19 protein-coding genes and 1 tRNA gene are annotated in these 24,765 nt (G+C 61.7%); 10 read left to right on the top strand and 10 right to left on the bottom strand.

What is annotated here, in order from left to right:
- Positions 1-157 precede the first annotated feature (157 nt).
- Positions 158-2,212 carry a methyl-accepting chemotaxis protein gene (locus LG385_RS17545; protein ID WP_225775293.1) on the top strand — a complete coding sequence of 685 codons (2,055 nt, stop codon included), beginning with the start codon at positions 158-160 and terminating at the stop codon, positions 2,210-2,212.
- A 79-nt stretch (positions 2,213-2,291) separates the two neighbouring features.
- On the top strand, positions 2,292-3,515 hold the full coding sequence (locus tag LG385_RS17540) for an MFS transporter (RefSeq protein WP_225775292.1): 1,224 nt from the start codon (positions 2,292-2,294) through the stop codon (positions 3,513-3,515).
- 3 nt (positions 3,516-3,518) lie between these two features.
- Here the strand turns inward: LG385_RS17540 and LG385_RS17535 are convergent, their stop codons facing one another.
- Entirely contained in the window at positions 3,519-4,403 is an 885-nt protein-coding gene (locus LG385_RS17535) for a LysR substrate-binding domain-containing protein (RefSeq protein ID WP_225775291.1), read from the bottom strand.
- A 137-nt stretch (positions 4,404-4,540) separates the two neighbouring features.
- Here LG385_RS17535 and LG385_RS17530 point away from each other — a divergent pair, with 137 nt between their 5' ends.
- From LG385_RS17530 to LG385_RS17500, 7 genes are all read left to right on the top strand, one after another.
- Entirely contained in the window at positions 4,541-7,582 is a 3,042-nt protein-coding gene (locus tag LG385_RS17530; RefSeq protein ID WP_225775290.1) for an FAD-binding and (Fe-S)-binding domain-containing protein, read from the top strand.
- A 57-nt stretch (positions 7,583-7,639) separates the two neighbouring features.
- Positions 7,640-8,230 carry a cupin domain-containing protein gene (locus LG385_RS17525; RefSeq protein ID WP_413247335.1) on the top strand — a complete coding sequence of 197 codons (591 nt, stop codon included), beginning with the start codon at positions 7,640-7,642 and terminating at the stop codon, positions 8,228-8,230.
- A complete protein-coding gene (gene uvsE / locus LG385_RS17520) occupies positions 8,227-9,252 on the top strand; it encodes a UV DNA damage repair endonuclease UvsE (RefSeq protein WP_225775289.1) in 1,026 nt (341 codons plus the stop codon). The genes LG385_RS17525 and uvsE overlap by 4 nt, the downstream gene beginning before the upstream one ends.
- 197 nt (positions 9,253-9,449) lie before the next feature.
- Positions 9,450-10,940: a tyrosinase family protein gene (locus tag LG385_RS17515; RefSeq protein ID WP_225775288.1), complete on the top strand. Its 1,491-nt coding sequence runs from the start codon at positions 9,450-9,452 to the stop codon at positions 10,938-10,940.
- Positions 10,927-11,382 carry a hypothetical protein gene (locus tag LG385_RS17510; RefSeq protein WP_225775287.1) on the top strand — a complete coding sequence of 152 codons (456 nt, stop codon included), beginning with the start codon at positions 10,927-10,929 and terminating at the stop codon, positions 11,380-11,382. Before LG385_RS17515 ends, LG385_RS17510 begins: the two co-directional genes overlap by 14 nt.
- Positions 11,383-11,616: 234 nt before the next feature.
- The gene (locus tag LG385_RS17505; RefSeq protein ID WP_225775286.1) at positions 11,617-15,384 is read left to right on the top strand and encodes an autotransporter outer membrane beta-barrel domain-containing protein; all 3,768 of its coding nucleotides are present in this window, start codon (positions 11,617-11,619) and stop codon (positions 15,382-15,384) included.
- Between the two features lie 79 nt (positions 15,385-15,463).
- A complete protein-coding gene (locus LG385_RS17500) occupies positions 15,464-16,570 on the top strand; it encodes a Gfo/Idh/MocA family protein (RefSeq protein WP_225775285.1) in 1,107 nt (368 codons plus the stop codon).
- Positions 16,571-16,654: 84 nt separating this feature from the next.
- On the opposite strand, the gene LG385_RS17495 is transcribed toward LG385_RS17500, so the two are convergent.
- Entirely contained in the window at positions 16,655-16,921 is a 267-nt protein-coding gene (locus LG385_RS17495; RefSeq protein ID WP_225775284.1) for a hypothetical protein, read from the bottom strand.
- Between the two features lie 499 nt (positions 16,922-17,420).
- Here LG385_RS17495 and LG385_RS17490 point away from each other — a divergent pair, with 499 nt between their 5' ends.
- Entirely contained in the window at positions 17,421-17,816 is a 396-nt protein-coding gene (locus LG385_RS17490) for a hypothetical protein (protein ID WP_225775283.1), read from the top strand.
- 100 nt (positions 17,817-17,916) lie between these two features.
- Here LG385_RS17490 and ychF read toward each other — a convergent pair whose 3' ends face one another.
- From ychF to LG385_RS17450, 8 genes are all read right to left on the bottom strand, one after another.
- Positions 17,917-19,017, bottom strand: coding sequence for a redox-regulated ATPase YchF (ychF, locus tag LG385_RS17485; RefSeq protein ID WP_225775282.1), 1,101 nt, complete (start codon positions 19,015-19,017; stop codon positions 17,917-17,919).
- A 21-nt stretch (positions 19,018-19,038) separates the two neighbouring features.
- A complete protein-coding gene (gene pth / locus LG385_RS17480; RefSeq protein WP_225775281.1) occupies positions 19,039-19,623 on the bottom strand; it encodes an aminoacyl-tRNA hydrolase in 585 nt (194 codons plus the stop codon).
- A gap of 69 nt (positions 19,624-19,692) precedes the next feature.
- Positions 19,693-20,295: a 50S ribosomal protein L25/general stress protein Ctc gene (locus tag LG385_RS17475; protein ID WP_181117000.1), complete on the bottom strand. Its 603-nt coding sequence runs from the start codon at positions 20,293-20,295 to the stop codon at positions 19,693-19,695.
- 133 nt (positions 20,296-20,428) lie between these two features.
- Positions 20,429-21,370 (bottom strand): ribose-phosphate pyrophosphokinase, encoded by a 942-nt coding sequence (locus tag LG385_RS17470; RefSeq protein ID WP_181117001.1) that lies wholly within the window; start codon positions 21,368-21,370, stop codon positions 20,429-20,431.
- 45 nt (positions 21,371-21,415) lie between these two features.
- Positions 21,416-21,490, bottom strand: a tRNA-Gln gene (locus LG385_RS17465).
- A 35-nt stretch (positions 21,491-21,525) separates the two neighbouring features.
- Positions 21,526-22,377: a 4-(cytidine 5'-diphospho)-2-C-methyl-D-erythritol kinase gene (ispE, locus tag LG385_RS17460; protein ID WP_225775280.1), complete on the bottom strand. Its 852-nt coding sequence runs from the start codon at positions 22,375-22,377 to the stop codon at positions 21,526-21,528.
- Between the two features lies 1 nt (position 22,378).
- On the bottom strand, positions 22,379-22,996 hold the full coding sequence (gene lolB / locus LG385_RS17455; RefSeq protein WP_225775279.1) for a lipoprotein insertase outer membrane protein LolB: 618 nt from the start codon (positions 22,994-22,996) through the stop codon (positions 22,379-22,381).
- Between the two features lie 3 nt (positions 22,997-22,999).
- Positions 23,000-24,733, bottom strand: coding sequence for a tetratricopeptide repeat protein (locus LG385_RS17450; RefSeq protein WP_225775278.1), 1,734 nt, complete (start codon positions 24,731-24,733; stop codon positions 23,000-23,002).
- Between the last annotated feature and the right edge of the window lie 32 nt (positions 24,734-24,765).

The following is a 24,765-nucleotide window of genomic DNA, read 5'->3' as shown; positions in this document are numbered from 1 at the left end:
GTTTCATTTTTTTTCCGTACGTGCGCTCGTAAGCGCTTGATCTCCAAGGCTCAGCGGCAGCCGCCCGATGGAAGCGTGCGCGGGTGTGATTTTTGCACTGTTTTGGGCTTACCCCGGCTTGGCCGGGCGCGTCGTTTGTCCAGGAGCGTAGTCGGACATGGCCACTCTGCTTTCCCCCGGAACCCACCTGCTGGGTCGGTTTACCTTCGCCGGTAAATTCCTGCTGTTGTTTTTGCTGTTCATGCTGCCACTCACTGTGAGCCTGGTGATGCTGGGCAATGGTTATCGCGAACGCTTGCGGGTCATCGATGCCGAGCTCAAAGGCACGGCGCAGCTGGCTGCGCTGGAGCCAGTGGACCACCTGCTGAGCGAACAGCGCGCGCTGGCGGCCCGCTGGAAGGCAATCGACATTCTTCATGACCCCACGGCCGCAGCCAAAGCGGCCATCAGCGCCCTGGAAGCCAATGGCCCTCAATTGCAGCAAGCGATGCTACAGCTGGGCCAACTGCTGAGTGATACCGGTGCAAGCGAAGAAGCGCGCCGCCGTTACCAGACGCTACAGCAGGCTGCAGCCGGGGTGGACTTGCAAACCTTGCGCAGCGTGGGGTGGTGGCCAGACGGCTTCGATAAATTCACAGCGGCCATCAGCGCTTTGCAACTGCTGCGCGAACAGGTTGCGATGGACAGCGGGCTGATTCTCGACCCCTGGATGGAAACCTACTTGCTGATGGAAATCGCAACCCAGCGTGCGCCCGATATTTACGAGCGGGCTGGCCGGCTGGCGGCAGCGGGTGAAAGCTCGGTAGTGGCCGGGCAGTTCAGCCTGCAAAGCCGCTTGCAGATGCGCGATCTGCGCGCACGCATCGGCGATGCCCGCGAGCAGTTGCTCAAAAGTGGGGCAGCGTTGAGCGGGCGCTTGCCTGAAGACCTCGGCTGGGCGCGGCAATACCAGCAGAGCACGGAGCAACTCGACAGCACCCTGAAGTTGCTCGACGACAAACTCTTCGGCGGCTCGGTGAATCTCTCGGCAGCGGAATTCGACAGTACCGTGGATGCCCTGCTCGGAAGCATTTCGGCCATGCGCCAGCAGGCGCTCGCTTCGCTGGAGCAGCGCCTTGCCTATTACCATGGGCAAGCCATGGCCGAAATGGTACCTGTGGCCATAGGCTTCGGCATTCTGCTGCTGGCCGCGGTTTACCTGTTCGTGTGCTTGCAGGCGTCCATCCGGCGCAGTGCTGCCGGTATAACCAAATTGGCCGAGTCCCTGCGCGACGGTGATTTGCGGGTTCAGGTGCCGGTAACAGGGCGCGATGAACTGGCGGCGATCTCGCTTGCCCTCAATGCGGCGGTAAACCAGTTGCGCGGCAGCCTGGCGGCAGTGGATCGCGAGAGCACCACTCTGGGCGGCGCGGTAGACACACTGACCAGCCAGGCCAGCGGCACCTTGCGCGACGTGGAAAGCCAGCAGATGCAGATCAGCCAGATCGCCACCGCCGCTACCCAGCTGGCCGCGACCTCTCAAGAGGTAGCCAAGCGGTGTGAGGAAGCGTCGGAGAGCGCGCGGCACACCCGGCAGATCGCAGTGAGCAGCAGCCGCCAGAGCGAACTGACCACACGCAATATCCAGCAACTCAACCAGCGCCTGAGTGCCAGCGCCCAAGCCTTGGGGCGGGTGAGTGAGCAGGGCCAACAGATCCAGTCGGTGGTCGATGTGATCGGCGGTATCGCTGGCCAAACCAACCTGCTCGCCCTCAATGCCGCCATCGAGGCTGCCCGCGCCGGTGAACAGGGAAGGGGCTTTGCGGTGGTGGCCGATGAGGTGCGCAGTTTGTCTCAGCGTACTCAGGCGTCCACTGCGCAGATCGCCGCGACCGTGGACAGCCTGCGCGCAACCGTTCAGCAGGCGGTGGAATTGATGCAGGCTGCCTGCGCCCAAGCGGAAGGGGATGCCGCTGCGGTCACAGGGCTGGGTGCCAGCCTGGGTGAGATCGCAGGGGCCGTGCAAGCCGTGAACGACACCCTGGCCCATATTGCGACGGCCGTGGAGCAGCAGGCGGCAACGGCCGATGAAGTGAGCGGCAATATCCAGCAGGTGGATCAAGCCGCGTTGCGCCTGCTCGACGGTGCCCGTGAGGTCAATGGCGCCGCCGACCGGCTGAACCGAGGCAGCACGGCGCTGCGGGCGACTACCGCCAACTTTGCTACTGCCTAGGGCCGGCAGCTGGAAGAATGTGTTGCAAGATGTCACAGTGGCGCACCTGAACAATGCGCCCTTTGACCTCAGGTGATCCATGGCTCTCGCGTCTACCAGTGCTAGTGCGGTAACCCCCTCTCCCGCAACACCGGCCACCAGCCCACTGGTGATGAAAGTCATCGCCGCCTGTGCGCTGGCTCATTTGATCAACGACCTGATCCAGGCCGTGCTGCCGTCGATCTACCCCATGCTCAAGGCCAACTATGGGTTGAGCTTTACCCAGGTAGGGTTGATTACGCTCACGTTCCAGATCACGGCTTCGCTGCTGCAGCCCTGGATCGGCTTCTATACTGACCGCCATCCCAAACCGTTCCTGCTGCCTGCCGGCATGGTCTGTACGTTGATTGGCGTGTTGATGCTGTCCATGGTGGGCAGTTTCGAGATGATCCTTTTGGCCTCCGCGTTGATCGGCATTGGCTCCTCGACCTTCCACCCGGAAACCTCCCGCGTGGCAAGGCTGGCGTCTGGCGGGCGCTTCGGGTTGGCACAGTCCACGTTCCAGGTCGGCGGCAATACCGGCTCTGCGTTCGGCCCCCTGCTGGCAGCGGCCATTGTGATCCCCTTCGGTCAAGCCAACGTGGCGTGGTTCGCCGTGTTTGCGGTGGCGGCCATCGGCGTGCTGTATGGGCTGAGCCGCTGGTATCGAGGCCATCTCAATACCTTCGCAGCCAAACGCGGCAAGGTCGCATCACATGGCCTGTCCCGCGGGCGCATCACCGGCGCGCTGGCCGTGCTGGCGCTGCTGGTGTTCTCCAAGTATTTCTACATGGCCAGCTTTACCAGCTATTTCACCTTTTACCTGATCGAAAAGTTCGACCTGTCGGTGGCCAGTTCACAACTGCACCTGTTCCTGTTCCTCGGCGCGGTGGCGGCGGGCACCTTCTTTGGCGGGCCGATCGGCGACCGCATCGGGCGCAAGACGGTGATCTGGTTTTCCATCCTGGGCGCGGCACCCTTCACGCTGATGCTGCCCTACGTGGACCTGTTCTGGACCAGCGTGCTGAGCGTGGTGATCGGCTTCATCCTGGCGTCTGCATTTTCCGCCATCGTGGTGTACGCCCAGGAATTGCTCCCTGGCAACGTTGGCATGATCGCCGGTGTGTTCTTCGGCCTGATGTTTGGTTTCGGCGGTATCGGCGCGGCCTTGCTGGGCCAACTGGCCGACGTGCATGGCATTGAGTACGTGTACACGCTGTGTTCGTACCTACCACTGCTGGGCATCCTCACCGTATTGCTGCCCTCCACCCAGGCCAGAAGCTGAGACTCAGATCTGCCCCAGCAACCACTGTCGAAAGGCGCGCAGCGAGGGCAACGCCTCGTTGCGCTGCGGGTACACCAGGTAGTAACTGCGCTTGCTGGCCACCGGCTTGCCCACGCTTGTGAGCTCGCCCTTCGCCAGTTCTTCTTCCACCAGCACACGGGGCACCAGGCCCACGCCGATGCCGGCGCGTACGGCCTGAATCAGGTGCGAGGTGAGTTCGAAGCTCGGCCCCAGCCGCATGCTTCGGTGCGGCAGGCCGTGGTGGCTGAACCACTCCGCCCACGCGTGCGGGTTGGTGGCCACGGTCAACAAGGCTTGGCCGCTGATGCGCTCAGGCGTCAGCTCGCCCAAGGCCTGCGCGCCTTCCACCCCCAGAATCACCACCAGTTGCTCGGCCTGCAGCCGGTGGCTGATCAGCCCTGGCAACTCTCCGCTGCCTACGCTGATTGCCGCGTCGATCTCGCTGGTGGCAAAGTCGATGGCCTCGATGCGTGAGTGAATGTGAACCATCATGCCCGGATGGGCCCGGTAAAAATCCTGAAGGCGTGGCAGCAACCATTTGGAGCCGAACGTAGGTAGCGTGGCCAGGCGCAGCGTGCCGGTGCCGGATTGAAAGGCTAATGCCTGCAAGGTTGCGCTGCGAATCTGCCCCAAGGCCTCGCTCAGCTCGCGCTGATACAAGCGGCCAACGTCGGTGAGCTGCACCTGGCGGCCTTCACGGCGGAACAAGGTGAGCCCCAGCAACTGCTCCAGGGCCTGCACCTGTCGGCTGACCGCGCTTTGCGTCAGGGACAACTCCTGGGCAGCGCGGGTGTAGCTCTCGTGCCGAGCGGCGGCTTCGAAGGCCAGCAAAAGGGACATGGACGGGGTAAGGCGGCGGTGATTCATTCGCAAAAGTCATCGATAGGTGCAGGATTATCCGTTTGTGCTTAACGCCCGGCCCGGCGAACATGGCACAACTCCGTATCCCTAGGCTTGCGCATCCATTCAATAAGCGCAAGCCAGCTTATAACGAGGCAGCGACCATGATCGCCCAGCTGCACCCGGCCCCTGCGAAGGCCGACTACCGTGATTTTCTCCAGGCCCTGCGCGCCAGCGGCTTCCAGGGCGAAATCAGCGCCGACTACGCCAGCCGTACCGTGCTGGCCACCGATAACTCGATTTATCAGCGGCTGCCCCAGGCCGCCGTGTTCCCCCGCAACGCCGACGATGTGGCACGGGTTGCCCGGTTGATGGCCGAGCCGGCCTATCGGCAGATCAAGCTCACCCCGCGCGGTGGCGGTACTGGCACCAATGGGCAGTCACTCACTGACGGCATCGTGGTCGACCTTTCGCGGCACATGAACCGCATTCTGGAAATCGACGTCCAGAACCGCTGGGTGCGTGTGGAGGCGGGCGTGGTGAAGGACCAGCTCAACGCCGCGCTCAAGCCTCATGGGCTGTTCTTCGCGCCCGAGCTGTCCACCTCCAACCGCGCCACCATCGGCGGCATGATCAACACCGATGCCAGCGGCCAGGGCAGCTGCACCTACGGCAAAACCCGCGACCACGTGCTGGAGCTGCATTCGCGCCTGCTGGGTGGCGAAGCGGTACACAGCCTGCCCATCGACGAGGCAGAACTGGAGCGCCAGTGTGCCCGCGAAGGCCGGGTTGGCGAGGTGTACCGCACCGCCCGAGAAATCAACGCCACCAAGGCCGCGCTTATCGAAGCAGTGTTCCCCAAGCTCAACCGCTGCCTCACCGGCTACGACCTGGCGCATCTGCGCGAAGCGGACGGCCGCTTCAACCTCAACAGCGTTTTGTGCGGCGCCGAGGGCTCGCTGGGCTTTGTGGTGGAAGCCAAGCTCAACGTACTGCCCATCCCCAAATACTCGGTGCTGGTGAACGTACGCTACGGCAGCTTCATGGACGCCCTGCGTGATGCCCGCGCGTTGATCAAGCACAAGCCGCTGTCGATCGAAACCGTGGATTCGCGCGTGTTGCTACTGGCGATGAAAGACATCGTGTGGCATAGCGTGGCGGAGTACTTCCCGGCTGACCCGGACCGCCCCACGCTGGGCATCAACCTGGTGGAATTCAGTGGCGACGAGCCTGCGGAAGTCGAGGCGCGGGTAGCGGCGTTCGTTGCGCACTTGCAAGCGGACCTGGGCGTAGAACGGCTTGGCCATACGCTGGCCGCCGGTAACGAAGCGGTGAACCGCGTGTATACCATGCGCAAACGCTCGGTAGGCCTGCTGGGGAACGTGGACGGTGAGATACGCCCGCAGCCCTTCGTGGAAGATACCGCCGTGCCTCCGGAGCAGTTGGCGGATTACATCGCCGAATTCCGCGCCCTGCTCGATGGCTATGGCCTCACTTACGGTATGTTCGGCCATGTGGATGCCGGTGTACTGCACGTTCGCCCTGCGCTGGACATGAAGGACCCGGCCCAGGCCGCGCTGGTACGGCCTATTTCCGATGCGGTCGCCGCGCTTACGCAAAAATATGGCGGGCTGCTGTGGGGTGAACACGGCAAAGGCGTGCGCTCGGAGTACGTACCGGCGTTCTTTGGCGAGCTTTATCCTTCGTTGCAGGCCCTGAAAACAGCCTTCGATCCGTACAATCAGCTGAACCCGGGGAAAATCTGCACGCCGCTCGACAGCGCCGAACCCTTGTTGAAGGTGGATGAGGTAACGTTGCGGGGCGATCTGGACCGCAGCATTGACGAGCGGGTATGGCAGAGCTACGGCACCGCCATGCATTGCAACGGTAACGGCGCCTGCTACAACTACGACCCCAACGACGCCATGTGCCCATCCTGGAAAGCCACCCGCCAGCGCTCCCAGTCCCCGAAGGGCAGGGCTTCGCTGGTGCGCGAATGGCTACGGCTGCAAGGCGAGGCCGGGGTGGACGTGTTGTCACCGGCCCGTCGCCAGCCAGGCTTCTGGCAAACCCTGCCGCAGCGATGGCGCAACAGCCGGGACAGCAAGGCCGGCCAGCAGGACTTTTCCCACGAGGTATACGACGCAATGGCCGGTTGCCTGGCGTGCAAATCCTGTGCGGGGCAGTGCCCGGTGAAAGTGAACGTGCCGGAATTCCGCTCGCGCTTCCTCGAGCTCTATCACACCCGCTACCTGCGCCCGGCGCGGGATTACCTCATTGGTTCGCTGGAGTTCACCATTCCATACCTGGCGAGAGTACCGGGGCTGTACAACGGCCTCATGAACGCACCCGTGGTCAAGGGTGTGCTGGCGCGCCGCGTGGGCATGGTCGACAGCCCGCTGCTCAGCCGCTTCAACTTCCACGCCAGCCTGCGCCGCTGGGACGTACAGCCGGCTACCCCGGCGAAACTGATCGGGCTGACCGAGGCGCAGCGGGCGCGCAGTGTGATCCTGGTGCAGGATGCGTTCACCCGGTATTTCGAAACCCCGTTGCTGGCCAACCTGATCGAGCTGGTCTCGCGCCTGGGCTATCAGGTGTATCTGGCGCCGTTCTTTGCCAACGGCAAGCCGTTGCACGTGCAGGGCTTCCTCGGTGCCTTCAACAAGGCGGCCATTCGCAACGCCAGCCAACTGCAGGCACTGAGCGCGTTCGGCGTGCGCATGGTCGGGCTGGACCCGGCCATGACGCTGGTGTATCGCCAGGAATACGCCAAGGTTCCGGGCATTGCGCAGCTGCCGAAAGTGGACCTGCCTCAGGAGTGGCTGCTCGATGCGCTGCCGGAAACGCTCAAGGCAAGCGTTGCGAAGCCTTACCGGCTGCTCGCCCACTGCACGGAAAAAACCAACGCACCGGCCAGTACCAAACAGTGGGAGATGCTGTTCAGCCGCGTGGGCCTTACCTTGGCCACTCAGGCCACCGGTTGCTGCGGCATGTCCGGCACCTATGGCCACGAAGCGCGTAACCAGGAGACGTCGCGGACCATCTTCGACCAGTCCTGGGCAGGGCAGGTGGCACCTTCGTCCGATGACAACGGCGAGGCGTTGGCGACCGGGTATTCCTGCCGCAGCCAGACCAAACGCCTGGCCGGGCGTGAGCTGCGCCACCCGCTGGAAATCCTGCTGGAGCTGCAACGGGCGGCGGGTTGATTGATAGGCTGCGGCGTTCTGCTGTCCACACGTAATCACCCGTGACAGGAGAACGCCATGGCCCATCCCCATCAGGCCTTCATACATCCACTGGACGTTCCGCTCACCGTGGGCAACCTGCCCATGCTTGCCGATGGCAAGCTGGCCGTGGTCGAGGCGGTGCGGCTGGAACGTAATGACTGGGTCCCCAACAATCTGCGCCTACCGGTAATCGTCTACCGGCAGGTGCTGTCCCAGATCAGCGACCCCGCAGGGGCCTTTGAACAACTGTTCGAGGTGAATCACTGGCCCGCGCAGTGGCGCGACGGCGTGTTCACCTACCATCACTACCACTCCACGGCCCATGAGGTGCTTGGCGTCGCCGGTGGCCAAGCGCGGTTGGTGCTCGGTGGCCCGAATGGCTATGAAACCGAGGTGCGGGCGGGTGATGTGGTTTTGTTGCCCGCCGGTACCGGGCACTGCCAGCTTAGCGCCAGCAAGGACTTTCTTGTGGTGGGCGCCTATCCGGCGGGGGCTACCTTCGACATTTGCCGTGAAGCCCCAACCCCTGAACAGGAGCGCAATATCGCCGACGCTACCTATCCCGCGTCAGACCCCGTGTTCGGCGCCCAGGGGCCGTTCCATCCACTGTGGTGGGGTGACTCATGAGCGAGGCACGGCTGGGCTTTGCCTGTATGTATCGCCATTCGCACCGCAGCCTGGCGATAAAGGAACTGGAAGCGATCGAGAAAGCGTTCAACCCTCGAACCACCACATTGCGCTGGATCAGCAGCGCCACGGTGGAAGCGGCCGCGGAAAAACTGCGCCAGCTGATCGAGCACAACCTCGACGCACAGCTTCGGCTGCTGGCCTATGTAGCTGAATTACCGCCGGCCCTGCGAATGTTGCGCCTGAGCAGCGACCTGTTGCCGTTGTATAGCCACCCCAGCGTAACGGCGTTTTATCAGGACCCAGCCCTGCAAGCGCATCTGCAGCAGCGCTTTATGGAAATTGGCGACTACGCGCGCGGCGCAAACATCAGGCTGTCATTCCACCCCGGGCAATACTGCGTGCTGGGTTCCGACCGGCCCGAGGTGGTGGAAAACAGCCTGGCAGAGTTCGAGTACCACGCCGACATGATCCGCATGATGGGTTATGGCCAGCGCTTTCAGGACTTCAAGTGCAACGTGCACATTGCCGGCCGCCTGGGTGTGGAAGGGGTGCGGGCGGTGTGGCCCCGGCTGTCGGAGGTTGCACGCAATACCATTACCTTCGAAAACGAAGAGAAAACCTATGGCGTGAACGACTGCCTCGCCATCGCTGACCTGGCACCGGTAGTGCTCGACATTCATCACTGCTGGATCAATGAAGAGGCGTACATCCCTCCCGATGACCCCAGGGTAAACCGCATCATCGACAGCTGGCGCGGCGTGCGCCCGGCCATGCATTACTCGCAACCGCCCGAGCATCTGCAGGCGCTAGGTTTCGGGCCGGATGATCCGTTGGAAATACCCGCCTTGCTGGAGAAGGTCAACAAGCGCGATCTGTACGCACACAGTGCCCGCATGTGGAACCACAAAACCAATGAGTACGCGCTGCAGTTCCTTGACCGTTTCGACATCATGTTCGAAGCCAAGGAAAAGAATCTGGCAACGCTGGAATTCTATCAGCGGTATTTGTTGCATAGCTGATCAGGAAAACAAGGGCGCGTGGCGGTGGAAAAATGACGGAATAGCGTTATCCACACGCCGCCGACCACCGTCCTTGCCCACTTCCCGCCGTTGGGCTATACGGTTGGCCAGGACATTTCAGGCGTAAGCCTTCAGCTGTGGCGCGTCGCGAATTCGAGGGTCCGGTTGTTCAACCGACTCAACAAGGAAGCTAGCTCATGGCTACTACTCGCCGTACTCTTCTCAAACTTTCCCTTGGTGCCGGCGCGGTGTGCGTATTCGGTGGCATCGTGCCCGGTATGCGCCAATTGGCGGCGGCAACGGTGAGGGTGCGCCGCAATGTGAACAACATGGCGCCGAACGACCCCGACCTGGCGTGCTACCGCGACTTCGTGGGCATGATGAAAGCCAGGCCCGAGACTAACCGGGTGAGCTGGATTGCCTTTGCCAACCAGCATGGCAACAACAACGCTTTCAACCTGTGCCCTCACGGCAGCTGGTATTTCCTGCCATGGCACAGGGGTTATCTGGAAATGTACGAACGGGCGGCGGCCTCGCTCACCGGCAACGCCAATTTCGCCATGCCCTACTGGGACTGGACAGCCCTGCGCACAATTCCGGCTGCCTTCACCGACCCGCTCTACAACGGCCAGCCCAACCCACTGTATGTACCCACCCGCAATACATTGACCGGCCCTTATGCACTGACCGACTCGCTCACCGGCCCGGGGGTAATGCAGAGCATCTATGCCGAAACCGTGTTCGAGGCGTTCGGCACCAGCCGCAACCCGGCGCAAAACAGTACCGACCCGTCATGGGTGCCGGCCGGTGGCGGCGTGCAGGGCATTCTGGAAAGTACGCCGCACAACAATGTGCATGACAACATCGGCGGCTACATGCCCAACCCCAATTCGCCATTGGACCCGTTGTTCATGATGCACCACGGCAACATCGACCGGATCTGGCTGTGGTGGAACACGCTCGGCCGGCAGAACAGCACCGACCCGCTGTGGCTGAACATGAATTTCCTCAAGCATTACATCAACCCGCAGGGCACGTTCTACAGCCGCGTAGTAAAGAACATGCGCTCCACGATCAGCATGGGCTACACCTATGACAGCCTGCCTACCACCAAGGCAAAAAGCGCTGTTACCAACGAAGCCATCGCCGCCGCCGCATTGTTAAGTATTCGCGACCGCAACGTGGCCGCATTGCTTGACCCCAGCCAGCCCTCGAACCTGAAACGCGTAAAGAAGACCAAACCCGGGATCGCGAAGCTGAACGACCCATTGGATGTGCCCTTGACCGCGCCGGGTTCCACACTGGATGCGGTGATCGCTGGTACCGACACCCCACCCAATAACCGTGAGGTATTCGCGGTGCTACGCGACATTGTGATGGGCGAGAACGTGAACACCTTCCGCGTGTTCATCAACCTGATGGAAGCCAGCCTGGACGTGCCGGACAGCGACCCGCACTTCGTGCGGACGGTGTCGTTCCTGCGCCATACGATGGCGGGGCATGCCGGGCATGGCGGGGCGCTGTCGACACAGGTCAACCTTACGGCAACCGTGCGGCGGTTGGCCCAGGCTGGCCTGCTGACCGGGGACCAGGTCACAGTGCAGATCGTGCCCGTGCCCGCTCCAGGCGTGGCCGCTTCGCAGGTGGGCACGGTAACACCGGGGTCGGTGGAAATTGTTTTCGTTTAGCCGGGCATTGCTGTTGCTGGCCGGCCTGGGCGGCGCTTCAGCCCAGGCCGCCACAGCCACACTCGCTGCGCCTGGGTTGATCTGCCGGCGCTATCCAATAGAAACGTTGCAAAGCCTGCGCAACGGCGATACACGGCTGGTTGTGGTGGTGCAGGCTTTCACTCCACCCACTACCGGGCCGGCAGGTCTGGCGGTATGGCTGGCCCCGCCTGGCGGAATCGAAGTGGAACTTGCCCGCCTGGCCATCCATCCGCGCCAGGCTTACCAGGCCTACGAGCGTGCACGCTGGCAGCGCTTTCTCGTATCGCTCGCGGCCCACGCCGGGCAACTGCATGACGATAACCCGCTGTGCATCAAGGTAGGGTTTGCGCTGAGCGCTTCGCAAGGGCAGGGCGGGGTGGTGTTTGATCTGGAGGTGATAGGCGCGGGCGATGGTCGGTGAGCGAAACGGCAACTGAGCTTGTACAGACTCCTCAGATAGCTACAGTTGCAGCGACAGCATACGGAGGTAGCGATGCGTACGGTATCAATTCTCACACACGAGAGTGAGTAGATTTTACGGTGGTTCCGGGGGCTTTCAAATATATCCGGATTGCACCACTTCCTGAGTTTTTTGACACAATCCAATCCCCTGCCTATACCTTCGCTTCCATACCTCAGCAGGCAGGGTAGCCCCATGGATAGCCGCAGCCCTGGTCAGTCTCAGCAGTCGACCTCCTCTCACAAAGCCGTTTTCCACTCGTCCGCGTTTCAACCCCATCGCCTCAGCCTCGCGATCGTTGCCGCGCTGAGTTTCATGGCTGCCGATGGCGCCGCCGCTGCCGCAGGCAGTTGCGGCAGTGGCACCACCACCTTGAGTACACGTGTAACCGAGCCGTGCAGTCTCGGCCGCAACGAGTCGCTCACGGTGACCGCCGACGGCGGTATCAAGGTGGCCGATGTGGCGGCGGTAGTGGTGCAACACGCAGTACCCGGCCGTAACCAGATTTTCAACAGCGGCACGCTGGCTGGGGAAGAGGGCATTGTCATCTTCAATACGGTGTTTTCTGGAAAGCTCCAGAACACCGCAACGGGGGTGATCGAGGGCATGAACGAGGGTATCAGCCTGTCGGGAAGCACCTTCACCGGTAATGTGCTGAACGCCGGCACCATCACCTCCACCCAGGCCGCCGCGTTGAGCCTGGTCAACAGTACGGTGATCGGCAACCTCAGCAACAGCGGATTGCTCGCCGCCGAACGTAACGGGGCCTACGGGCGTAACGGCCTGTTGATCAGCGGCAGCGAAATCACTGGCGACCTGCGCAACAGCGGCAGCATCGCCACCGGCTCGACCGCGCTGCATATCGAGAACAGCAAGCTGGGCGGCAGCCTCATCAACTCCGGCGATATCCGCGGTACAACTACACCGATGATCATCACCGGCAGCACCATCGGCGGCGACTTCATCAACTATGGGTCTATCTACGCCTCCGACCAAGGCAGCCGAATCTATGGCACCACCATAGAGGGCCGCTTCGCCAACCATGGCTCTATCGGCTCGGGCATTACCGGCTTCGGCATCAGCGGCAGCACGATCAAGGGTGGGTTGCTCAACACGGGCCGGATCTATGGCGGCTCCAATGTGTTCATTCAGGACACGGTAATGGGCGGCTTCGAAAACTCCGGCACGATCGACAGCGGCACCGGCGCGCTGGACTTCTTGCGTAACACGGTCAACGGCAACTTCATCAACCGCGGTGAGATTACGACCAACAACACGGGGTACGCCGCGCTTATCGTCACCGACACCACCATCAGCGGCAGCCTGGTGAACCTGGGCTCGCTGTATGCCGGGTCCCAAGGCACGGCCATCGTCAGCGAGCGTGGCACCATTATCGGCGGCGACTTGCTTACCACTGGCTCGATCGAGGGCCGCAACGGGCTGGTACTTACGGACATACGCATTGGTGGCGACTTGGCCAACACCGGGGCTATCACCACCGACAGTGAATTTGAAAGCGATGGCGATACGTTGCGACTTGCCGGCGGGAGCATCGGTGGCGACCTGATCAACAGCGGCAGCCTTCAGGCCGAGATGGACGCTATCTACATCAACGGCACAGACATCGGCGGCAGCTTGATCAACGCCGGCGAGATCAAAGGCGAGAACGGGGCGTATCTTCAATTCGCTACCATCGGCCGGGACCTGCAAACCTGGGGGAGCATCACCGGCAGCGATCGTGGCCTGGTATTGGTCAATTCCACGGTCGGCGGGCGGGTTGTCAACGATGGTGACATTTCCGGCGGCATCGACCCCTTCACCCTGTTGAATACCGTCGTGGGTGACGATGTGGTGAACCGAGGCAGCATCGTGGGCGGCTCGGGCGCGGCGATCAGCGGCAGCACCATTGGCGGCGACATGATCAACCAGGGCAGCATCCTGACGTACCTTTCGCAGACCAGCATTTCCGGCAGTACCCTCAAGGGCCGCTTCGCCAACTATGGGACCATTGGCACACAGGGCGGTGACACTGCCTGGAGCGGCCTGAGTGTCAGCGGGAGCACGGTGGGCGGTGAGTTCACCAATGCCGGCAAGATCATCGGCGCGGGTACCAGTTACGCCCTCGACATCAGCAACTCCACGCTCAGCGGCCGCCTGGTCAACCGTGGCAGCATCACCGGCGCCCGGGCGCTGAATGTCACGGACAGTACGCTGGCGAGCGTGACCAACACCGGCACCCTCAAGGGCCGCGAGCGCGGCGTGTCGGTGCAGGGGGACAGCGAGCTTACAGGCGGCCTGGTGAATGCCGGGCTGATCTCCGGTAGCGAGTATTCCCTTTATGTCGACCCAGCCAGTACGTTGAACAACCTGTACATCGCTGGCAACGACACCGCGCGCTTTGCCGGGAATGTGTACGCGCCGAACACCACCGCCACCCTTTACAGCGACGCTACCTATAGCTTGCGCGCCCGGGATCGCTGGAATGTAGACAGCTTCATCAACCGCGGCACCCTGGTACTGAGCGCATCCACCAGCCGCAGCGCCACGCCAGCAACCATCACCGGGGACTACAGCCAGCGCAATGGGGCGGTGTTGCGCACCGAGGTGCTGGACCAGACGCACTACGGCAAATTGGTGGTGACCGGCACTGCTACGTTGCCGAGCCGCGCCCTTATTGACGTGGACGTTGCCAATGCCAGCCAGCCCTTCCGCGTCAGCCAGCTTCAGGACGTGCTCAGCGCCGGTACGCTGAAGTCCGATGGCACCTTTGCGGTAACCGGCAACTCGGCGCTGTTCGATTTCGGCGCGGTGAAAGACGGTAACACCGTGGACCTTACCTTGGCGGCCAAGTCCGCCACCGGGGCCCGCGCGGCGGTCGCCAGCAGCGGCCTCGCTTCCGCAGCCGGAGTAGCGGGCGTATTGGATGCCGAGTTTGCCAAGGGTTCGTCGAGTAGCCTGGCGCCCTATTTCGTTTCGGCGACCAGCACGGCCCAGGTGGCCAACGCCTTGAGCCAGACCCTACCGTTGGGCAATGCCAGCCTACGGGCAAGCCAGGCTGCATTGGGCGAAATATCCCAGGCATTGCAGGATCGACTGGTGCCGGTGACCTCGGAGCTGCCAAGCCTGAGAATGGCGCCCACACTCTGGTCAAAACCCTTCACTTCGCTGGCCAGCGGCGCCCGCGGCAGCAGCGGCGCGAGCGGCCAGGTGATCGGCATGGATACCCGTACCTCCAGTACCCAGCGCGTGGGCCTGGCATTCGCCTATGCCGATGGCGATACCCAAGGCGACGCGCTGGGTAACGGCCAGAACAGCCGGCTCGACCTCTGGCAGTTCACGGGGTACAGCGCCTATACGCTCGCCCCGGATACGGAATTCATGGTTTACGCCGGCGCGGGTCACAATCGCGTTGCGGGCGAGCGCAGCCTGGCGCTGTCAGGGGTGAGCGGCAAGGCAAAAGGCGAATACAACAGCTTGTTCGCCACCGTGGGCGCCAGCCTGGGCCATGCCTACAGGTTAAGCGAGGCAACCCGTTTCGTGCCGTCGGCGCGGCTGGACTACAACCACATACGAGACCAGGGCTATCGCGAGCAAGGCTCCAGCAGCATCGCGCCGCTGTTGCTGTCCGTGGACGGCCGCCAGACGGACCAGCTGATCGCCGGGCTGGATGGCCGGCTGGAGCATGAGTTCAGCCCAGGGGGGAGCCGGCTTCAGGTGAATCTCGGCGTGGGGGTAGACCTCATCAACGACGCCAACGGTGTGACCGCAAGCTTTGCCGGCGCGCCGGGGCAGCGGTTCGAAACACGCGGCAGCGAAGCCAGCCCTTGGCTGGTGCGTGGTGGCTTGAGCCTGGTCACGCCGCTTACCGCGAACGGGGCCGAGCTCACGGTCAACTACTCCGCGCAAAGCCGTAGCGATTACGACGACTCGGCAGCGACCGTGGCCGTGAAAGTGCCGTTCTAAGCCAAGCGATTGAACTGAACTTCCGTTCCCACAGGGGGCTCAGGTGAAAGGTATCGATCAATCAGCAAGGAGACCTTGAATGCCCGATTCACACGGCAAGATCCGCTACGGCGTGGTAGCGGGAGGTTCGATTTCACAGGGCGCGTTCATGCCCGGCGTCGGCCAGACCGACAATTCGGTGATGACCGCCCTGGTCACCGGCGACCCGGTAAAAGCCGACCGCCTGGCCAAACAATATTCGCTCAAAAGCTACAGCTATGACGAATACCCCGCACTGCTGGCCTCTGGCGAAGTGGACGCGGTGTACGTTGCCACCCCGAACTTCCGCCACCGCGAATTCGTGGTCCCGGCGCTGGAGGCGGGTATTCATGTATTGCTCGAAAAACCCATGGCTACCAATGAGGAAGACTGCAAGGCGATGATTGCCGCCGCGCAACAGTCTGGGGCCAAGTTGATGATCGCCTACCGCCTGCATTGCGAGCCCGGGACCCTGGAGATGATCGAGCGGGTACACGCTGGCGAATTCGGCGAACCCCGGTTGTTCACCTCTACCTTCACGCAGACCGTCAAGCGCAGTAACCACCGGCTGCACAATGGCTTCGCCGCCGGGCCGGTATTCGACATGGGGCCCTATCCGCTCAACATGGTGCGTCAGCTGTTCGGGGCAGAGCCCATCGAGGTCAGCGCAGTGGGCGTAAAAACGCCGGGCGATGAAATAAATACGTGGGATACGGTAACAGTATCACTGCGTTTTCCCGAGGAACGGCTTGCGCAGTTTACTGTCAGCTGCAACCTTCCCAGCGCGGAGCGTTTTCAGTTCCTGGGCAGCAAGGGCGAGATCGAGGCCTCTCCGTGTTTCGGCTATGGCGAAGGTGTAAGCATCCGCTATCGCGCGGCCATCGACGGCAATACGCAGGAGCACGTACATCCGGTGGTGGACCAGTTTGCCGGCGAGACGGCGTACTTCTCCGATTGCATTCTCAACGGGCAAACGCCGGAGCCGGATGGAGATGAAGGCTGGCGCGATGTGCGAGTAGTGGAGGCTATCGAGCGGGCCCTGACTACCGGCCAGCCTCAGAAGCTTGAGCCCTTGGCCCCTAAGCGCGCCGCCACCGGTGATCAGCAACGGCAGTTCCCCCTCGCCGAAGCACCGGCGTATATCAACACCGAATCGCCGACAGAGTAACCGCAGGTATGGGCGCGGGCGCGGCTCAACGGTCCGGAACGATACCGCCGAGCGCTCGCGCCGCTGCCAGCAGGGCCAGGTGGGTCAGGCCCTGAGGCGGGTTGCCGAGGTAAGCCCGCGAGTGGGGTCGACCATTTCCGAGTAGATCCCTACGCCATGGTCCAACTCTTTCACGGCCTCGGTGAACACCTGTGTCGCTTGCTCAAGGCGCCCTTGTGTCGCATCAGCTTCGACCCTCCAGAACGTGCAGGTTAGAAAACAGCCTTCTTCCTGTTCCACTCCACTGTAGCGGTAGTGGAAGCCTTTGCAGCCCAGCTCGTTATCAATGGCCTGCAAGGTGCTCGCCTTCATAGCACAGGCCTTTGAAGCGATCTCCACCTTGAACGTTAAAGGGCCCTCGAGTCCCTCGATCCGCCGCGGCAGCTCGGCCCACGGCAACCGCCCGCCATGCCCGCTGTTCAAGGATTCCGTAAGGCGCGCCCGGCCCGTGTCAGTGGTAACCAAGGGGTTTGTTCATGAACGCTGCCGTGGCAAATGAGCCTGGAAGCCACTATCGAGGCGCGGCTTGCAAGGTTCCGACTGTTGGAGGAGTGCAGGGTTCGTTCGAGTATCTTGGGCGCTGCTGGTGGCAGCAAAGGGCTTAAAGTTTGACGACTAAGCATTAACCCAACTGACAGGGGTAGCTGGGCGCTACCTGTCAGTTTGTCAGCTAGTGGCTGGGCATAACGAGGATTAAATTGGCTACGGGTGCTCGATGTTCCGCACTCGAAACAGAGCGCCTAGCCACCCAAGATGGGCTTGAACCGAGACTTACTGATCAATTGCGTACAACGACAGACAGGGCTCAAAAATGACCACTCAAGAAAATGGAAAAATAACCAGCGCCTCAGGCTCTATCAAGGCTGACAGTATCACTCCTTCGGTTAATGGGCGTGATCATTTCAATGCTACAACGGTTACCTTCAGCCGACAGGATTCCGGACAAGGCTATACGATTACCGGTTACGAGGAGCTGGAAGATGGCAAGATCCTGGGCATCAAGCTTTTAATCCCTGATGACAATAGCCGCGAAACGCAGCTGTATTTCAATTTAAACGGGAATCTTATCCAGGCTTACGAACATTCGGAGGGCGGATTTGCACTGGATACGGAAAACAGAACATTCCGGGCAAATTTCAGGCTTCGCTTCCGTGAAGGTACGAACGCCTATTATGTTGAAAATGGTTCAATAGACGTCCGATACTGAGATAAAACGGGCAGTCGTTATGTTGCGAAAGCTGCGTGATTGACAAATGATCGTCCATAAAAACCGCGCAGAGGCGCGGTTTTTATAATTCAAGTGTCGGTCAGACGTTAAACCGGAAATGCATCACATCGCCGTCTTTCACGATGTATTCTTTGCCTTCCAAACGCCATTTGCCTGCGTCCTTTGCGCCGTTCTCACCCTTGTATTGGATGAAGTCGTCGTAGGCGACCACTTCGGCGCGGATAAAGCCTTTCTCGAAGTCGGTGTGGATCACGGCCGCAGCCTGTGGAGCGGTAGCACCGATGCGAACGGTCCAGGCACGAACTTCCTTCACGCCAGCGGTGAAGTAGGTTTGCAGGTTGAGCAGCGAGTAACCGGCACGGATCACGCGGTTCAGGCCAGGCTCTTCAAGGCCGAGGGATTCGAGGAACATGTCCTTTTCTTCGCCGTCGTCCAGCTCGGCGATTTCCGCCTCGATCTTGTTGCACACCGGCACCACCAGCGCACCTTCTTCCTCGGCGATGGCCTTGACCACGTCCAGGTGCGGGTTGTTCTCGAAGCCGTCTTCAGCCACGTTGGCGATGTACATCACCGGCTTGCTGGTGAGCAGGTGGAAACCGCGGATCAGCTGCTTCTCTTCGGTGCTCAAGGCCTTCATCAGGCTGCGCGCGGGCTTGCCTTCGGTGAAGTGGGGGATCAACCGCTCCAGCACAGCCTTCTGCGCCAGTGCGTCCTTGTCACCGCCCTTGGCGTTGCGTGCAACCTTCTGCAGTTGCTTCTCGCAGCTGTCGAGGTCGGCGAAGATCAGCTCCAGGTCGATGATTTCGATATCGCGCTTCGGGTCCACGCTGTTGGAAACGTGGATGACGTTCTCGTCCTCGAAGCAGCGAACCACGTGGGCGATGGCGTCGGTTTCACGGATGTTGGCCAGGAACTTGTTGCCCAGGCCTTCACCTTTGGACGCGCCGGCCACCAGGCCCGCGATGTCCACGAATTCCATGGTGGTAGGGATCACGCGCTCGGGCTTGACGATGGCCGCCAACGCATCGAGGCGCGCATCGGGCATTGGCACGATGCCGCTGTTCGGTTCGATGGTGCAGAACGGGAAGTTTTCCGCGGCAATACCGGATTTGGTCAGCGCGTTGAACAGGGTCGATTTGCCGACGTTAGGCAGGCCGACGATGCCGCAATTGAAACCCATGGTGCAACCCTCTTCGTGGAGTCAGGCCTTTTGGCTGTGCAGTTCTCTCATCGCCCGGGGCCAATCCCCGGCGAGAATGTCCGGCAACACGCCGAGGGCGAAATCGATACTGGCGTCGAGCTTTTCCTGCTCCGCGCGCGGTGCGCGGCCGAGCACGAAGCCCGACACCTTGCTGGCGTCGCCCGGGTGGCCGATGCCAAGCCGCAGGCGGTGGAAGCCGTTCTGGTTACCCAGCTGCGCGATAATGTCGCGCAAGCCGTTATGCCCGCCGTGGCCGCCACCCTGTTTGAGTTTGGCCACGCCGGGAGGAATGTCGAGTTCATCATGCGCCACCAGTATCGCTTCCGGCGGGATGCGATAGAAACCCGCCAGCGCGGCAACAGCTTGCCCGCTACGGTTCATGTAGGTGGTGGGGATCAGCAGACGAACGTCCTGGCCCTTGTGGCTGAAACGCCCGGCAAGGCCAAAGAACTTGCGGTCGGGAACCAGAGTTACATTCTGGTCACGCGCAACGCGCTCAACGAAAAAAGCCCCTGCGTTATGCCGGGTCTGTTCGTATTCGGCCCCGGGGTTACCAAGGCCGACGATCAACTGGATGGCGGTCACGTAGAGGCTTCCATATTTCGTCAGAGCGCCGCGATATCAGCTATCACAGCGCCCGGCAAAGGCGACTGATTACTCAGCCGCGCCTTCACCTGCATCTTCAACCGGTACACGTGGCGCGTGAACGTTGGCGACAGCCAGGTCGTTACCGTGGGCCAGTGCAACGAACTCAACGCCAGCAGGCGCCTTGAGGTCGGACAGGTGAATGATGGTGCCGACTTCGGCGTTGGCCATGTCGACTTCGATGAACTCAGGCAGGTCTTTCGGCAGGCAGGTGATTTCCAGTTCGGAAACAACGTGCGAGATTTCGCCGCCTTTCTTGACTGCAGCTTCCTGGTTCATGAAGTGAACCGGTACGGTAGCGGTCAGCTTCTGGCCTGCAACCACGCGTACGAAGTCGGCGTGCAGTACGTGGCCTTTGGCTGGGTGACGCTGCAGGGCCTTGATGATGACGTTCTGCTTGGTGCCATCAACGGTCAGCTCGATCACGTGAGCGTAGGCCGCTTCGTTTTCCAGCAGCTTGGCAACTTCTTTGGCCAGCAGGCTGATGGACTCAGGTGCTTGTTCGCCACCGTACACTACGGCTGGAACCAGCGAGGCGAGACGACGCAGGCGGCGGCTCGCACCTTTCCCCAGGTCGGAACGCGATTCGGCGTTAAGAGTGAATTCGGTCATCTTGTTTCTCCAGTGGGCTCTCATCCTGCCCGGCGCTTGCGACCAGCGCGGGGTGGTGAGGGCAAAAAAGCCCCGCTTCGACAGGTGCCGGAGCGGGGCATGTTCGTCAGTTCGATATTCGCCGGCCGAAGCCTTAGCGGAACATCGCGCTGATCGATTCCTCATTGCTGATGCGACGCATCGCTTCGGCAACGACAGGTGCGATATCCAGTTGACGGATACGCGAGCAAGCTTGTGCCGCCGCGGACAACGGGATGGTGTTGGTCACCACCAGTTCGTCCAGAACGGAATTCTCGATGTTCTCGATGGCGCGACCGGACAGTACCGGGTGGGTGCTGTAGGCATAGACCATGGCCGCGCCGTGATCCTTCAGGGCCTTGGCCGCGTGGCACAGGGTGCCGGCGGTATCGACCATGTCATCGACCAGGATGCAGGTGCGGCCTTCCACGTCACCGATGATGTGCATCACCTCGGAGTGGTTGGCTTTCTCGCGACGCTTGTCGATGATGCCCAGATCCACGCCCAGCGACTTGGCAACTGCGCGAGCACGCACAACGCCGCCGATGTCCGGGGACACGATCATCAGGTTTTCGAAACGTTGATCTTCGATGTCATCGACCAGTACGGGCGAGCCGTAGATGTTGTCGACGGGGATATCGAAGAAGCCCTGGATCTGGTCGGCGTGAAGGTCGACAGTGAGCACGCGGTCGATCCCGACCACGGTCAGCATGTCGGCCACCACCTTGGCACTGATCGCTACCCGGGCCGAGCGAGGACGACGGTCCTGGCGGGCATAGCCGAAGTAGGGGATCACCGCAGTGATACGCGACGCAGAAGAACGGCGGAAGGCATCTGCCATCACGACCAGTTCCATCAGGTTATCGTTGGTTGGAGCACAGGTTGGCTGAATGATGAAGACGTCTTTACCGCGAACGTTTTCATTGATTTCAGCACTGATTTCGCCGTCGGAGAATTTCCCGACAGAAACATCACCCAGTGGAATATGCAGCTGACGTACAACACGCCGAGCCAGATCGGGGTTAGCATTCCCCGTAAAGACCATCATCTTGGACACGCGCAGTACCTGCCGGCTGGGGTATACCTGGATGAGTATAGAAAATGGCAGGGGCGGCTGGATTCGAACCAACGCATGGCAGGATCAAAACCTGCTGCCTTACCGCTTGGCGACGCCCCTGTAGCGGATCATTCGAGTGCCGAGCACTCGATTCTCTAGAGCAGAATTTTTAGCTTGCGATGCAACATCGAAACGTTGCTTCCCTTTGCTACAAACCCTGTGAGGTTACCTGTCAGAAGGGCCGAGACTTTATCAGCTTCAGCTTTGTTTGGGAAGGCCCCAAACACACAACTTCCAGTTCCGGTGAGTTTAGCCTGAGTAAATTTACTTAGCAAACTCAAAGCGTTACGAACATCTGGGTAACGCCTCTCGACCACCGGTTGGCAGTCATTTCGACTGTTTCCCTCGAGAACGGAGCGCACTTTAATGGCGGGAGAGTCACGTGTCAACAGTGGATCTGAAAAAATTTCTGCTGTACTTACAGATACTTGCGGAACGAGTACCAGATACCAGGGTTCCGGGGGTTCCACGGGGGTAAGTTTTTCGCCCACACCCTCTGCAAATGCGGCGCGCCCCCGCACAAATACGGGTACATCCGCGCCCAGGCCAAGGCCCAGAGCCGCGAGACGATCCTCATCCCAGCGCAATTGCCACAGATGATCGAGCGCGAGCAGGGTGGTCGCGGCGTCCGAACTGCCGCCACCGATACCGCCACCCATGGGAAGCACCTTGTGCAGCCAGATGTCCGCCCCCAGGCGGGTTCCGGACTCGGCTTGCAACCGCCGGGCTGCCTTCACGATCAGGTTGCTGTCGTGTGGTACGCCATCGAGGGCACCGTGCAACGCGATGATGCCGTCATCACGCAAGGCGAAATCCAGCTCGTCGCCATGGTCGAGAAACTGAAACAGGGTTTGCAGTTCGTGATAGCCGTCGGCGCGGCGCCCCAGGATGTGCAGCATCAGGTTGAGCTTGGCGGGCGCAGGTAGAGTGAGGCGCGGCCGATCCATCTCAGCGGCCCAGCTGGCGCGGTTGCCAGTCCTTGATCACCAGGGTCACGTCCAGGTCTTGCCCATGCAGCTTCAGCCGCTCTGGCAGCCAATAGGCGCCTTGCTGGCTGTAACGGGTGTATTCCACCGTCCAGCCGGCCTGTTCAAGCCTGGCGAGCCGGCTGTCACCGTCAAGCACCACGGTGCTCTTGCCTTCGGGTGCAGGCAGCCCTCGTACCCAGTACACCAGGTTGCCCACCGGCAGGCGCCAGCCGAGTTGTTGTTGCAGCAGGTCTTCGGGAGAGGCGGCCTGATAGCGCCCCTGATTGGCGACCTCCAGGCTTACATCGCCCGGGTGCCCGGTCAGCCGCGCCGCGCCACGACCCAGTGGGCCGGACAGGCGGATGTCGTAGTAGTCGTTGCGCTGCAGCCAGTAGAGCGTGCCGCTGCCGGAGTCACTTGGCGCGCGTATACCCACCTTGCCGTTGATCTCCCAGCCGTCCACGGTGGCGATCTGGGCTTTGTGGTCTTTCCAGGTTTGCGCGTTACCCTCGCCTTGCACGGCTTCTTTGGGGCCAAGGCCGGCACAGCCGGCGAGGAGGGCGAGGAGAACGAAGGTCAGGCAATGGCGCAACAGCATGGGTCAAAGCTTCTCGGAACCGGTGAGGCGCAGCAGCGTGCTGCGCAGGATGGGGCTGTCAGGCTGGTCTTTCAGGGCATTACCCCATACCTGGCGCGCCTCGCGTTGCTTGCCGCGCGCCCACAGTACTTCGCCCAGGTGCGCGGCCACTTCGTGATCGGGGTACCGCTCGAGTGCCTGGCGCAGAAAGCGTTCCGCCTCGTCGAGGTTGCCTAGCCGGTAATTGATCCAGCCCAGGCTGTCGAGCACGGCCGGATCGTCCGGGTTCAGTTGGTGGGCTTTTTCGATAAGGGCCTTGGCTTCGGCAAAGCGATTGGTATGGTCCGACAAGGTATAGCCCAGCGCATTGAGCGCCATGGCGTTGTCTGGTTCGCGCTGCAGGATGTTCCGCAGGTCGCGTTCCAGCTGGGCCAGGTCGCCGCGTTTTTCCGCCAGCATCGCTCGCGTATACAACAGGCTGGAGTCGCCGGGGAACTGCGCAAGCGCGCGCTCGAGCACCGTCCAGGCAGGCTCCACCTTGTCGTTGTCGGCCAGGGTCTCGGCTTCTATCAGGTACAGCTGCGCGGCGTAGTCGGGGTTGGCGGCACGGGCGGCGGCCAGCCGGCGCGAGGCTTCGGGGGCTTGGCCGTTGGCAATGAGGATGTCCGCCTGGCGCAGTTGGGCAGGAAGGTAGTCGGTCCCTGTACCTACCAGCGCGTATTGAGTGAGCGCTTGCTGCGGGTCATTGCGCTCCTCGGCCACCCGGCCCAGGTTCAGGTGGGCAGAATCCACGTGGGCGCCGCGTTCCACGAGGTCATTGAGGTAACCCTCTGCCTCGTCCCAGGCCTTGGCTTCCAGGCACACGAGGGCCAGGGAATAGCGCAGCTCGTCATCGTCTGGATTTTGCTGCAGCAGTACCTGGAATTGCACCTTCGCGTCATCGATACGGTTCTGCTCGACCAGCGTGCGTGCCAGCGCCAACCGCAGGCGTTTATCTTCCGGTGCCTTGCGCACGGCTTTGTCCAGCAGTGGAACGGCTTCGTCACCGCGGTCCAGGTTCTGCAGCAACCTGGCCCGGAGCAGCAAGGGCGCGATCTCGTCATCCTTCGCCGGGCTTTTTTCCAGCAAGCTCAGAGCCTCTTCCGCCTTGCCGTCCTGTTGCAGCAGCAGTGCCTTGCCGAAGATCAACTGGCCATTGCCGGGGTATTTCGCCAGCAGCCGCTCGAACCCGTGCAGCAAGCCATCACGGGTGGCGGGGTCGGTTTCCGCTGCCGACAACGCCAGAAAATCGAAATGAGTGTCGCCCTTGCCCTGAAGCACTTTTTCCATGTAGGTCATGGACTCGTCGTAACGCCCCGCGCGGGCCAGTGCAATGGCCGCGGCCCGCTGGGCATCAAGATCGTCCGGGGCCGTGCGGGCCCAGATCAGCGAGGTTTGCAGGGCGGACTGGTCCGCGCCCATGTACTCCGCGATGCGGAACGCTCGCTCGGCCACGCCAGGATCCTGGGTTTTGTTCGCCTGATTGACGTAGTTGTCCAGGGCAATGTCGAAGCGATTGCGCTGGCCGGCAAGCTCGGCGGTGAGCAGGCTATAAAGCGTGTCTTCGGTGAACGAGCCATACACCACCGGTGGTGCCGGCGCCGGAGGGGTCGTGGGCGCCTGCGCGGCGGCGGGGGCCTCGGCGTCGCGAGTCGCTGCCCAATTCTGACAGCCTCCGAGCAAGGCGAGGGCGAGAAGCAACGCGGGGGATTTTTTCATAAAGGAGAAATCGAGCGGCTAACCTGCGGTGG

Origin of the sequence: Pseudomonas sp. Marseille-Q5115 (genome assembly GCF_916618905.1) — a bacterium.
Taxonomy (GTDB): Bacteria; Pseudomonadota; Gammaproteobacteria; order Pseudomonadales; family Pseudomonadaceae; genus Aquipseudomonas; species Aquipseudomonas japonica_A.
Note: the sequence above shows the minus strand (reverse complement) of the source record. Positions and strands in the feature narration are given on the sequence as shown.